Source organism: Streptomyces sp. YIM 121038 (genome assembly GCF_006088715.1).
In the GTDB taxonomy this organism is placed as follows: domain Bacteria; phylum Actinomycetota; class Actinomycetes; order Streptomycetales; family Streptomycetaceae; genus Streptomyces.
Map to the genome: position 1 here is coordinate 8,073,513 of NZ_CP030771.1, position 14,474 is coordinate 8,087,986.

The 14,474-nt window shown below is 76.5% G+C and carries 1 protein-coding gene; it reads left to right on the top strand.

Features of this window, described 5'->3' with window-relative positions; all coding sequences use genetic code 11:
* The first annotated feature begins 106 nt into the window (after positions 1–106).
* On the top strand, positions 107–14,266 hold the full coding sequence (locus C9F11_RS34305; RefSeq protein ID WP_138963065.1) for a type I polyketide synthase: 14,160 nt from the start codon (positions 107–109) through the stop codon (positions 14,264–14,266).
* Positions 14,267–14,474 lie beyond the last annotated feature (208 nt).

Genomic DNA, 14,474 nt, shown 5'->3' on the forward strand with positions numbered 1-14,474 from the left:
GCCTTCCCCTGACGCGGCGCCCCGCAATCCCCTGATGTGCCGCCCCCGCCCCGGCGCGGGGGCGGCGCACCGCACTCTCCCCCCTTGTCTCTAGGAGCTAGGCCAGATGGTGAACGACGACAAAATCCGCCGCCTTCTCAAGCAGGTGACGGCGGATCTGCACACGACTCGTCGGAGAGTGCGCGAACTCGAGTCGAAGGACGCGGAGCCGGTCGCGATCATCGCGATGAGCTGCCGCTTCCCCGGCGGCGCGAGCACTCCCGAAGCGCTGTGGGAGCTGGTGCGGGACGGTGTGGACACCGTGTCCGCGTTCCCCGGCAACCGCGGCTGGGACGTGGCCGGGCTCTACCACCCCGACCCCGACCACCAGGGCACCACGTACACCCGCGAGGGCGCCTTCGTGTACGACGCCGACGCGTTCGACGCGGGCTTCTTCGGGATCTCGCCGCGCGAGGCGCGCGCCATGGACCCGCAGCAGCGGCTGCTCCTGGAGACCGCGTGGGAGGCCGTCGAGCGCGCGGGCATCGACCCGCAGAGCCTGCGCGGCAGCCGCACCGGCGTGTTCACCGGCACCAACGGCCAGGACTACACGGCCGTCGTCGCCGAGGCCGCCGACAGCGTCGAGGGCTACTCGGGCACCGGCAACACCGCGGCCGTCGTCTCCGGCCGCCTCTCCTACACCCTGGGCCTGGAGGGCCCCGCGGTCACCGTCGACACGGCCTGCTCGTCGTCGCTCGTCGCGCTGCACCTGGCCGCGCAGGCGCTGCGCCAGGGCGAGTGCGGTCTCGCCCTCGCGGGCGGCGTGTCCCTGATGTCGACGCCCACCGCGTTCGTGGAGTTCAGCCGCCAGCGCGGCATGGCCGAGGACGGCCGCTGCAAGGCCTTCGCGGAGGCGGCGGACGGCACCGGCTGGGGCGAGGGCGTCGGCCTGCTGCTCCTGGAGCGCCTGTCGGACGCGCGGCGCAACGGCCACGAGGTCCTCGCGGTGCTCCGGGGCTCCGCCGTCAACCAGGACGGCGCCAGCAACGGCCTCACCGCCCCCAACGGGCCCGCCCAGCAGCGCGTGATCCGCGCCGCCCTCGCCAACGCCCGCCTCACGGCGGCCGACGTGGACGCGGTCGAGGCCCACGGCACCGGCACCACCCTCGGCGACCCCATCGAGGCGCAGGCCCTGCTCGCCACGTACGGGCAGGGGCGGCCGCGCACCCGGCCGCTGTGGCTCGGCTCCGTCAAGTCGAACATCGGGCACACCCAGGCCGCCGCGGGCGCGGCAGGCGTCATCAAGATGGTCATGGCCCTGCGCGACGGGGTGCTGCCGCAGACGCTGCACGTGGACCGGCCGAGCAGCCACGTGGACTGGTCCGCGGGCGCCGTCGAACTGCTCACCGAGCGCCGTGCGTGGCCGGAGCAGGAGGACGCGCCGCGCCGCGCGGGCGTCTCCTCCTTCGGCGTCAGCGGCACCAACGCCCACGTGATCATCGAGGAGGCCCCCGCCGCCGAGCCGCAGGGTCGGCCCGACGAAGGCCCCGCCCCGGCCGCCGGAGCGGACACCGACGCGGCCACCGCCCCGACGGACGGCGCCCCGGACGTGCGCCCCGCCGTCGGCCCCACGGTCTGGCCGCTGTCCGGCCGCACCGCGAAGGCCCTGCGCGCCCAGGCCGCCCGGCTGCGCGAGCGGCTCCTCGACGACCCCGCCCTCGCCGCCGACGCCGACGCGCGCGCCGACCTCGGCTGGTCCCTCGCCACCGGCCGCTCCGCCTTCGAGCACCGGGCCGTGCTCATCGGCGAGGACCGCGACCGGCTCCTCACCGCCCTGGAGTCCCTCGCCGCCGAAGGGCCCGCCGCCCCCGGCACGGTGACCGGCTCGGTCGCCGAGGGCCGCCTCGGCGTCGTCTTCACCGGCCAGGGCAGCCAGCGGACCGGCATGGGCCGCGAGCTGTACGAGGCCTTCCCCGTCTTCGCGGCCGCGCTCGACGAGGCGTGCTCCCATCTGGACCCGTGGCTGGAACGTCCGCTCCAGAGCGTCATGTTCGGTACGGACGCCGACCTCCTGGAGCAGACCGGTTACACACAGCCCGCCCTCTTCGCCGTCGAGGTGGCGCTCTTCCGGCTCGCCGAGTCCTTCGGCGTGCGCCCCGAGGTCGTCGGCGGCCACTCGATCGGCGAGCTGGCCGCCGCCCACGTGGCCGGTCTGTGGTCCTTGGAGGACGCGGCCCGGCTGGTCGCCGCGCGCGGCCGGCTGATGCAGGCCCTGCCCCGCGGCGGCGCCATGCTCGCCGTCCAGGCCGCGGAGGCCGACGTCGCCCCGCTCCTGGAGGAGGTCGCCGAGTGGGCGGGCCTCGCCGCCGTCAACGGCCCCGCCCAGGTGGTGCTCTCCGGCGACCGCGGCATCCTGGAGGACCTCGCGGCACAGCTGCGCGCCGACGGCCGCAAGACCCGCTGGCTCAAGGTCAGCCACGCCTTCCACTCGCCCCTGATGACCCCCATGCTCGACGAGTTCCGGCAGGTCGCGCGGGGACTGACGTACCAGGACCCGACGCTGCCCGTCGTCTCCAACGTCACCGGAGCCCTCGCCGCCGCGGACGAGCTGAAGGACCCCGAGTACTGGGTGCGGCACGTGCGCGAGGCGGTCCGCTTCCACGACGGCCTCGGCGCCCTCACCGGCTTCGGCGCGACCACCCTCCTCGAACTGGGCCCCGACGCGATCCTCACCGCGATGGCCCACGACACCCTCACCGGCCCCGAGGCCCAGGCCGGACTCGTCCCGGCGCTGCGCCGCGACCGGCCCGAGCCCGACACCTTCCTGACCGCGCTCGCCCGCCTGCACGTGCGCGGCACCACCGTCGACTGGACCCCGCGGTACGCGCCCCTCGGCGCGCGCCGCCGCGTCGCGCTGCCCACGTACGCCTTCCAGCACCAGAGTTACTGGCTGGACACGGCCGCCCCCGCCGCCCCGGGGCAGACCGCGGGCACGGCCCCCGCCGACAGCGCCGAGGCGCGCTTCTGGGAGGCCGTGGAGCACGAGGACCTCGGCGAGCTCACCGGCGCCCTCGACGTGCCGGACGACGCGCCGCTCAGCGACGTGCTGCCCGCCCTGACGGCCTGGCGGCGCAAGCAGCGCACCAGCTCCGCGCTCGACTCCTGGCGCTACCGCGTCACCTGGAACCCGCTGCCGCCGCAGGCCTCCACGTACGGCCCCGCGCTGACCGGCACCTGGGCGCTGCTCGTCCCCGACGCCCTCGCCGACCAGCCCTGGAGCGCCGCCGCCGAGCGCGCCCTCGCCGCGGGCGGCACCCGCGTCGTCGTGGTGCGCGTACCGGAGGGCGCGAGCACGGACCGCGCCGCCGCCACCGCACTGCTGCGGCAGCAGGAGGCGGACCAGTGGAACGGCGTCCTGTCGCTCCTCGCCCTGACCGGGCCCGAGCGGCCCGGCACCACCGGGGAGACGCCGCTCGCCGCGCTGCGCACGGCCGTGCTCCTCCAGGCCCTCGGCGACGCGGGCAGCACCGCCACCGTCTGGGCCGCGACCCGCGGCGCGGTGTCGACCACGCCCGCCGAGGCCCCCGCCGACCCGGCGCAGGCCGCCGTGTGGGGGCTCGGCCGCGTGGCCGCGCTGGAGTACCCGCAGACCTGGGGCGGACTCGTCGACCTGCCCGAGGCCGCCGACGCCGGTGCCGTCACCGGACTCACCCAGGCCCTCGGCGCCCTGGAGGGCGAGGACCAGGTCGCCGTGCGCGGCTCCGGCGTGCTCGTCCGCCGCCTCGTGCGGGCCTCCCTGGGCGAGGCGGCGGGGACCGCGTGGACGCCGCGCGGCACCGCCCTGATCACCGGCGGCACCGGTGCGCTCGGCGCGCACGTGGCCCGCTGGCTGGCCCGTGAGGGCGCCGAACACCTCGTCCTGACGAGCCGACGCGGCCCCGACGCGCCCGGCGCCGCCGAACTGAAGGCGGAACTGGAGGGCCTGGGCACGGCCGTCACCGTCGCCGCCTGCGACGCCGCCGACCGGGACGCGCTGGCGCGGCTCCTCGCGCAGATCCCGGAGGGCACGCCGCTGACCGGCGTGTTCCACACCGCGGGCGTCCTCGACGACGGCGTCCTCGACGGCCTCACCGAGGACCGCGTCGCGGGCGTCTTCCGGGCGAAGGTGGAGTCGGCCCGCCACCTGGACGAGCTGACGTCCCACCTCGACCTGTCGGCGTTCGTGCTCTTCGCGTCGTTCGCCGGTGTCGTCGGCGGCTCGGGCCAGGGCACGTACGCCGCCGCCAACGCCGCCCTGGACGCCCTCGCCGAGACCCGACGCGCCGCCGGGCGGGCCGCGACGTCCGTCGCCTGGGGCCCCTGGGGCGGCACCGGCATGGCCGCCGAGGGCGCTGCCGCCGAACGCCTCAAGCACGGCGTGATGCCGCCCATGGACCCCGACCTCGCGATCGCCGCCCTGCACCAGGCGCTGAGCCACGACCAGACGCTCACCTCCGTCGTGGACATCGACTGGGCGCAGTACGCGCCCGGCTTCACCGCGACGCGGCCCAGCCGCCTCTTCGCGGACGTCCCGGAGGCGCGCGCGGCCCTCACACCGCCCGCCGAGCCCACCGGCGCCCCGGGCACGGCGACGGGCGCCGCCCCCGCGAACGCGCTCGCCGACCAACTCGCCGCCCTCGCCCCCGAGGACCGCGAAGCCGCCGTCCTCGACCTGGTGCGCCGGCGGGCCGCCGACGTCCTGGGCTATCCGAGCGTGGACGACATCCAGGTCAACCGCGCCTTCCGCGAGCTGGGCTTCGACTCCCTCACGGCGGTCGAACTGCGCAACCTCATCGGCGCGGCCACCGGCCTCAAGCTGCCCACCACGCTGGTCTTCGACTACCCCACACCCGCCGCGCTCGCCGCCCACCTGCGCACCGAGCTGCTCGGCGACGAGACCGCGACCGCCCTGCCCGCCCCCGTCACCGGCGGCACGGCCACCGACGAACCCCTCGCCATCGTCGGCATGAGCTGCCGCTTCCCCGGCGGCGTCCGCAGCCCCGAGGACCTGTGGCGGCTGGTCGCCGACGGCGTCGACGCGATCGCGGAGTTCCCCGCCGACCGGGGCTGGGACACCGGCGCGCTGTACGACGCGGACGCCGACCAGGCCGGCACCTCGTACGTCCGCCAGGGCGGATTCCTCTACGACGCCGGACAGTTCGACGCCAAGTTCTTCGGCGTCAACCCGCGCGAGGCGCTCGCCATGGACCCGCAGCAGCGGCTCCTCCTGGAGACGGCGTGGGAGGCCTTCGAGCGCGCCGGGATCGACCCGGCCGGGCTCGGCGGCAGCCAGATCGGCGTGTTCGCGGGCACCAACGGCCAGGACTACACCGCGGGCGTCGACCACGTGCCCGACGAGGTCGAGGGCTACCTCGGCATCGGCAACGCCGCGAGCGTCGCCTCCGGCCGCATCTCGTACACCTTCGGCCTGGAGGGCCCCGCGGTCACGGTCGACACGGCCTGCTCGTCCTCCCTGGTCGCCCTGCACCTGGCCGCGCAGGCGCTGCGCCAGGGCGAGTGCACGATGGCCCTCGCGGGCGGCGTCTCGGTGATGTCGACCCCCGGCACGTTCATCGAGTTCAGCCGCCAGCGCGGCCTGGCCACCGACGGCCGCTGCAAGGCGTTCGCCGAGGCGGCGGACGGCACCGGCTGGGGCGAGGGCGTCGGCCTCCTCCTGGTCGAGCGCCTGTCCGACGCGCGCCGCAACGGCCACAAGGTCCTCGCGGTCGTCCGGGGCTCCGCCGTCAACCAGGACGGCGCCTCCAACGGCCTGACCGCCCCCAACGGCCCCTCGCAGCGCCGCGTCATCCGCGCGGCCCTCGCCAACGCGGGCCTGAAGCCGGGCGACGTCGACGCCGTCGAGGCCCACGGCACCGGCACCACGCTGGGCGACCCCATCGAGGCGCAGGCGCTGCTCGCCACGTACGGCCAGGAGCGCGCGACGGCCGAGCCGCTGTGGCTCGGCTCCATCAAGTCGAACATCGGGCACACGCAGGCCGCCGCCGGTGTCGCCGGTGTCATGAAGATGGTCATGGCCATGCGCCACGGCGTCCTGCCCAAGACGCTGCACGTGGACGCCCCCACCACCGAGGTGGACTGGTCGGCGGGCGCGGTCGAGCTCCTCACCGGCGCCCGCGACTGGCCCGAGCACGGCGACGGCACGCCCCGCCGCGCGGGCGTCTCCGCGTTCGGCGTGAGCGGCACCAACGCCCACGTCATCGTCGAGCAGGCGCCGGCCGGTGAGCCGGAGCCCACGGCGGACGGCGGTGTCGCGCCCACGTCCGTGCTGCCCCTCGCCCTGTCGGCCAAGTCCCCGCAGGCCCTGCGCGAGCAGGCGGAGCGGCTCCTGACCCGGCTGCGGGCGGACTTCGGCGCCGCGCCCGCGGACGTCGGCCTGTCCCTCGCCACGACCCGCTCCCGCTTCGAGCACCGCGGCGTGGTGCTCGGCCGGGACCGCGAGGAACTGCTCGCCGGGCTCCAGGAACTGGCCGCCGGGACCACCACGGCCACGCGGGCCGTGTCCGGCCGCGCGCCGGACGGCCCGGTCCGGCCGGTGTTCGTCTTCCCCGGCGCCGTCCCCGGCGAGGCCGCCGAGTGGACCGACACCGTACGGGAACTCCTCGCCGAATCCCCGGTGTTCGCGGACCGGATGCGCGCCTGCGCGGACGCGCTCGCCGAGTTCGTGGACGGGAACCTTCTCGACGAGCTGGACGCGGACCGGCTCGACGGGGCGGACGCGGCCGGGCCGGTGCTGTTCGCCGTCCTCGTGTCGCTGGCCGCCGTGTGGCGGGCGGCCGGTGTCGAGCCCGCCGCCGTGGTCGGCCACGGCGCGGGCGAGATCGCCGCGGCCTGCGTGGCCGGCGCCCTGACCCTGCGCGACGCGGCCCGCGTCGCGGCCCTGCGGGAGCGGCCCGACGAGGACGCGGGCACCACGCTCACGGACCTCGCCCCGCGCCCCGCCGACGTCCCCCTGTACTCCACGACCACGGGGGAGTGGCTGACCGACAGCACCCCCATGGACGCCGGGTACTGGCGCCGCAACCAGCGGCAGGAGCCCCTCTTCGAGCAGGCCGTCACCGGTCTGCTCGCCGCGGGCCACGGCCTGTTCGCCGAGGTCGGCCCGCACCCGGTCCTCGGCGACGCGCTGCGCCGGACCGCCGGGGCCGACGGCCGCACCGCGGTCGTGCTCGGCGCGCCGCACGGCACCCGGGGCGGCACGCGCCGCCTCGCGGCCGCGATCGCCGAGGCACACGTCCACGGCGTCGAGCTGGACTGGGCGGCCCTCTTCCCCGGCGCCCGCGCCGACGTCGACCTGCCCACGTACGCCTTCCAGCACGAGCACTTCTGGCTCGTCGACGGACGCGCCCCGGGCGGCGCGGCACAGCCCGCCACCGACGACACGGACGCCCGCTTCTGGGAGGCCGTGGAACGCGAGGACCTTCAGCAGCTCGCCGCCGAACTGGAGGTGGCGGACGGCTCCGCCGCCGAACTCGGCGCCGTCCTGCCCGTCCTGTCGTCGTGGCGGCGGCAGCGCCGCGAGCGCTCCACCGTGGACGCCTGGCGCTACCGCGTCACCTGGAAGCCGCTGACCGGCGGCCTGCCCGCCCCGGCCCTCACCGGCCGCTGGCTGGTCGTCGTACCCGAGGGCGCGGCCGCGCACCCGTGGACGCAGGGCGTCACCGACGCCCTGACCCGCGCCGGAGCCGAAGCCGTCGAACTCCGGGTCGCCGAACACGAGGTGACTCCCGACGCGCTCGCCGAACGGCTGCGCGCGCACACCCGGGACGGCGACGCGCCCGCGGGCGTCGTCTCCCTGCTCGCCCTCGACGAGACCCCCCTCGCGGACCACCCCGCCGTGCCCGCCGGGCTCGCGGGCACCGTCGCGCTGGTACGCGCCCTCCAGGACACCGGAATCGAGGCGCGCCTGTGGGCCGTCTCGCACGGCGCCGTCTCCACCGGCCGCAGCGACCGTCTGACGAGCACCGCCCAGGCCCAGCTGTGGGGCCTCGGCCGCGTCGTCGCCCTGGAGCACCCCGACCGCTGGGGCGGCCTCGTCGACCTGCCGCAGGACCCCGACGCCCGCGCCGGGGCCCGGCTCGCCGCCGTCCTGGCGGGCATCCCCGCGACCGACGGCGACTCCGGCACCGAGGACCAGCTCGCCGTGCGCGGCTCCGGCGTCTTCGCCCGCCGCCTCGCCCACGCGCCCCTCGACACCCGCCCGGCGCAGCAGTGGACGCCGCGCGGCACCGCCCTGATCACCGGCGGCACCGGTGCGCTCGGCGCGCACGTGGCCCGCTGGCTGGCCGGTGAGGGCGCCGAGCACCTGGTCCTCACCAGCCGCCGTGGCCTCGACGCGCCCGGCGCCGCCGAACTGAAGGCGGAACTGGAGGACCTGGGCACGGCCGTCACCGTCGCCGCCTGCGACGTGGCGGAGCGCGAAGCCGTCGCGGCGCTCCTCGACGGCCTCGCGGCCGACGGACACACCGTCCGCTCCGTCTTCCACGCCGCGGGCGTCAGCCCGGCGCTCGCCCTCGCCGACACCACCCCCGCCGACCTCCACGAGGCGCTGGCCGCCAAGGCCGCGGGCGCCGCCCACCTCGACGCGCTCCTCGCCGACGCGGAGCTCGACGCCTTCGTGCTCTTCTCGTCCATCGCCGCCGTCTGGGGCAGCGGCGGCCAGGCCGGATACGGCGCCGCCAACACCTTCCTCGACGCCGTCGCCGAGCGGCGCCGCGCCCGCGGCCTCAGCGCGACCTCGCTCGCCTGGGGCGCCTGGGGCGGCACCGGCATGGCCGCCACCGCCGAGGCGGAGGAGCACCTGCGCCGCCGCGGCGTGGGGCTGCTCGTGCCGGACCTCGCCGTCGGCGCGCTCGCCCAGGCCCTCGCCCTGGACGAGACCTGCCTGACGGTGGCGGACGTGGACTGGGAGCGGTTCGCGCCCGCGTTCACCGCCGGCAGGGCGAGCCCGTTCCTCGGCGCCCTGCCCGAACTCCGCCCCCGGCCGACCGGCCGCGCCACGGCTGCCACGGCGGGCGACGCCGCGCCCCTGTCGGCGTGGGCCGCCGAGCTCGCGGGCCATCCGGAGGCCGAGCGGCAGCGCCTCGTGCTCGACCTGGTGCGGACCGAGGCGGCCGCCGCGCTCGGCTACGCGGGCGCCGAAGCCGTCGAACCCACCCGCGCCTTCCGCGAGCTGGGCTTCGACTCGCTCACCGCGGTCGAGCTGCGCAACCGGCTCACCGCCGCCACCGAGGTCCAGCTGCCCGCCACCGCGGTCTTCGACCACCCGTCGCCGGACGTCCTCGCCCGTCACCTGCTGGGCGAACTCACCGGCGCCACCGCCGCCACCGCGGCACCGGCGCCCGTGGCACAGCCCGCCGACGTCGCCGACGACCCGATCGCCATCGTGTCGATGAGCTGCCGCTTCCCCGGCGGCGCGCACACCCCCGAGGCGCTGTGGCAGCTCCTCGTCGACGGCACGGACGCCATCTCCGTCTTCCCCGCCGACCGCGGCTGGGACCTCGAGGGCGCCGCCCGCTACAAGCCCGAGGGCGGCTTCGTCTACGACGCCTCCGAGTTCGACGCCGGACTCTTCGGGATCTCCCCGCGCGAGGCCCTCGCGATGGACCCGCAGCAGCGGCTCCTCCTGGAGACCGGCTGGGAGCTGTTCGAACGCATCGGCATCGCTCCCAAGTCCCTGCGCTCCAGCTCCACCGGCGTGTTCATCGGCTCGGGCTTCCAGGGGTACGCGACCGGGCTCGACAGCGTCCCCGAAGGCGTCGAGGGACACCTGATGACCGGCACGTCCGGGAGCGTCATCTCCGGCCGCCTGGCCTACTCCTTCGGCCTGGAGGGCCCGGCCGTCACGGTCGACACGGCCTGCTCGTCCTCGCTGGTCGCGCTGCACCTCGCGGCACAGGCGCTGCGCCAGGGCGAGTGCGACCTCGCGCTCGCGGGCGGCGTCACCGTCATGGCGACCGCGGGCGCCTTCGACGAGTTCTCCCGCCAGGGCGGACTCGCGGGCGACGGCCGCTGCAAGCCGTACGCCGAGGCCGCCGACGGCACCGGCTGGGGCGAGGGAGCGGGCCTGCTGCTCCTGGAGCGCCTGTCCGACGCCCGCCGCAACGGCCACGAAGTGCTCGCGGTCGTCCGCGGCTCCGCCGTCAACCAGGACGGCGCCAGCAACGGCCTCACCGCCCCCAACGGCCCCTCCCAGCAGCGGGTGATCACCCAGGCCCTCGCCAACGCCCGCCTCGCGCCCGAGCAGATCGACGCCGTCGAGGGCCACGGCACGGGCACCGCGCTCGGCGACCCCATCGAGGCCCAGGCCCTCATCGCCACCTACGGCCAGGACCGGCCCGCCGACCAGCCACTGCTCCTCGGCTCGGTGAAGTCCAACATCGGCCACACCCAGGCCGCCGCCGGTGTCGCCGGTGTCATCAAGATGGTCATGGCCATGCGCCACGGCGTCCTGCCCAGGACGCTCCACGTCGACCGGCCGAGCACCCACGTGGACTGGTCGGCCGGAGCCGTCGAACTGCTCACCCAGGCCCGCGACTGGCCCGACCGGGGCGGCCCGCGCCGCGCGGGCGTCTCCTCCTTCGGCGTCAGCGGCACCAACGCGCACGTCGTCGTCGAACAGGCGCCCCGCCGCGGCAAGGCCGCCACCGAGCCGTCGCGGCCCGCGGCCGCGGCGGGCACCGGCCCGGTGCCGTGGCAGCTCTCGGCGCGCAGCGCCGACGCCCTGCGCGCCCAGGCCGGGCGGCTGCGGGAACGCCTCGTCGCCGACCCCGCCCTCGCCGCGGACCCGGCGGCCCTCGCCGACGTGGGCTGGTCCCTCGCCACGGGCCGCTCGCTCCTCGAACACCGGGCCGTCGTCCTCGGCCGCGAGCGGGCCGACTTCCTCACCGGCCTCGACGCACTGGCCTCCGGCACGCCCTCGGACGCCGTCGCGGGCACGGTCGCCGAGGGCCGCCTCGCCGTCCTGTTCACCGGCCAGGGCAGTCAGCGCATCGGGATGGGCCGTGAGCTGTACGAGGCCTTCCCTGTGTTCGCGGACGCGCTGGACGAGGCGTGTGCCCATACCGATCGCTGGATGGAACGTTCGCTCCAGAGCGTGATGTTCGGTACGGACGCCGACCTCCTTGAGCAGACGGCGTACGCGCAGCCCGCCCTGTTCGCTGTCGAGGTCGCCCTCTACCGCCTTGCGGAGTCCTTCGGCGTGCGGCCCGAGGTAGTCGGCGGCCACTCCGTCGGCGAACTCGTGGCCGCGCACGTGGCCGGAGTGTGGTCCCTGGAGGACGCGGCCCGACTGGTCGCGGCGCGCGGCCGGTTGATGCAGGCCCTGCCCGACGACGGCGCGATGCTGGCCGTCCAGGCCGCCGAGGCCGACGTGCTGCCGCTCCTCGCCGACGTGGCGGACCGCGTGGGCGTGGCCGCCGTGAACGGCCCCGCGCAGCTGGTGCTCTCCGGCGACCGGGCCGCCCTCGAAGGCCTGGCGGAGACCCTGCGCGGCCAGGGCCGCAAGGTGCGTGCGCTGAAGGTCAGCCACGCCTTCCACTCGCCCCTGATGGACCCGGTCCTGGAGGACTTCCGCAAGGTCGCCGAAGGCCTGACGTACGCGGACCCCGTCCTTCCGGTCGTCTCCAACCTCACCGGTGAGCTCGCGCAGGCTGCCGAGCTGAAGGACCCCGAGTACTGGGTCCGCCACATCCGCGAGGCGGTCCGCTTCCACGACGGCCTCAACGCCCTCACCGGGCAGGGCGTCTCGACCTTCCTCGAACTCGGCCCGGACGCCGTCCTCACCGCGATGGCCCACGACACGCTCACCGACCCCGCCGCGCAGGCGGGCCTGATCGCCGCCGTCCGCAAGGACCGCCCCGAGCCCGACACCTTCCTGACGGCCCTGGCGCGGCTGCACGTACGCGGCGCCGACGTCGACTGGACCCCGCTGTACGCCCCCGCCGACGAGCGGCGCCGCGTCGAGCTGCCCACGTACGCCTTCCAGCACCAGCACTACTGGCTGGAGACGGCGGCCGCGGCGGCGGCCGCGGACGGCCCCGTGGCGGCGGACGAGGTGGAGTCGCGGTTCTGGGAGACCGTGGAGAGCGAGGACCTCGCCGAGCTCGCCAAGACCCTGGCCGTGCCGGACGACGCCCCGCTGACCGACGTCCTGCCCGCCCTCACGGCCTGGCGCAGGCAGCGGCGCGAAAGCTCCGCGCTCGACAGGTGGAGCTACCGCGAGTCCTGGACCCCGCTCACCGAGACGGCGGCCGGTGACCTCACGGGCAGCTGGCTCCTCGTCGTGCCGGAAGGCCGCACGGACGCGCCGTGGAGCACGGCCGTCGCCGCGCTGACGGCCGAGCGCGGCGTGCGCCTGGTCACCGTGGAGGTGCCCGGCCACGCCACCGACCGCCACACCGTCGCGGAACTCCTGCGCGCGGCGGCCGGAGACACCGCCCCGGACTTCGACGGCGTCCTGTCGCTGCTCGCGGCCGACGCACCCACCGACGGGGTGGTCGACGGCGACGCCGCGCTCACCCTCGCGCTGATCCAGGCCCTCGGCGACACGGGCGTCGACGCACCCCTGTGGTGCGCCACGCGCGACGCCGTCGCCGTGGGCGCCGCCGACGGCCGCACCGCTCCCGAGCGGGCCGCGCTGTGGGGCCTCGGCCGCGTCGCCGCCCTGGAGTACCCCGAGCGCTGGGGCGGCCTCGTCGATCTGCCCGAGGCGGCGGACACCGCGGCGCTGGCCCGGCTCGCCCGCGTCCTCGGCGGCGCCCACGCGGGCGAGGACCAGGTGGCGGTGCGCGGCTCCGGCGCGTTCGGACGCCGCGTGGTGCGCGCGGCCCTCGACGACGCGCACGCCACCGGCTGGACCCCGCGCGGCACCGTGCTCGTCACCGGCGGCACGGGAGCCCTGGGCGGGCACGTGGCGCGCTGGCTGGCCCGCGAGGGCGCCGAGCACCTGGTGCTCACCAGCCGCCGCGGCGCCGAAGCGCCCGGCGCCGGGGAACTCCGGGCCGAACTGGAGGAGTCGGGCGTCCGCGTGACCCTCGCGGCCTGCGACGCAGCCGACCGCGACGCGCTCGCCCGCGTCCTCGACGCCATCCCCGCCGACGCGCCGCTCACCGCCGTGTTCCACGCGGCGGGCGTCCTCGACGACGGCGTGCTCGACGGGATGACCGCCGAGCGGTTCGCCACCGTCTTCCGCGCCAAGGCCACGTCGGCCCGGAACCTGGACGAGCTGACCGCGGGCCTCGACCTGTCGGCGTTCGTGCTCTTCTCGTCCTTCGCCGGAGTCGCCGGCGGCCCCGGACAGGGCAGCTACGCCGCCGCCAACGCCTTCCTCGACGGGCTCGCGCACGCCCGCAGGGCCCGCGGCCTGACCGCCACCTCCGTGGCGTGGGGCCCGTGGGCGGGCAGCGGCATGGCCGCCGAGGGCGTCGCCGCCGAGCGGCTGCGCGGCGGGATGATCCCGCCGCTCGACCCGGACCAGGCGATCGCCGCCCTCCACCGGCTCCTCGCCCACGACCGTACGGCCGCGCTGGTCGCCGACATCGACTGGCCGCAGTACGCGCCCGCGTTCACCACGGTCCGGCCCAGCAGGCTCTACGCCGAACTGCCGGACGTACGGCGCCTCGCCGACGCCGCCCCCCGGGGCGGCGCCGGGCAGGCGGCCGCGGCGGGGACCCCGGACCTGGCGGCGCGGCTCGCCGCCCTGGGCAGGCCCGAGCAGGAGCGGCTGCTCCTCGACCTGGTCTGCGAGCAGGTCGCGGCCGTACTCGGCTACAGCGGCGCGGCCGCCGTCGAACCCACCCGCGCCTTCCGCGAGCTGGGCTTCGACTCCCTCACCGCCGTCGAGCTGCGCAACCGCGTCAACGCCCTCACCGGCCTCGTCCTGCCCGCCACGGTGGTCTTCGACCACCCGACGCCCACGGCACTCGCCGACTGCCTGCGCACCGAACTCGCCCCCGACGCAGCCGACCCCGCGACCCTGCTGCTCGGCGACCTGGACCGGCTCGAAGGCAGCCTCGCCGCCGTCGGATCGGCCGACGAGATCACCCGTACGAAGGTGGCGGTGCGGCTCCAGGCGGCGCTCGACCGCTGGAAGAACGGTGCCGCCGTCGGCGGGGGCGCGTCCGGCGCGGCCGCCGAGAGCGGCACCGGCGGCGACGTCAGCGAGCAACTGGCGTCCGCGAGCGACGACGAGATGCTCGAATTCATCAAGAAGCAACTCGGCAGGGGTTGAAAGGACCGGTAGCTTTGGGTAACGGTAGTTAATTGAACTGACAGCCCCTATCCGCCCCCTTTATCGCACCCGCCCTCCGGCCGCATTTCGCGGAAATCCGGTAGGGGCGGGTAGGGGGAGGGTAGGGGTTGTTGGTCTTATAGCGCCCTCATAGCGTCATCGAGAAAACGGCTGCGGACAGGTCCGTTGTATGCCAGCAGGTGCGGCA

Coding starts and splice junctions, on each gene's coding strand:
- C9F11_RS34305 (WP_138963065.1), top strand. CDS start 107: ATGGTGAACGACGACAAAATCCGCCGCCTTCTCAAGCAGGTGACGGCG.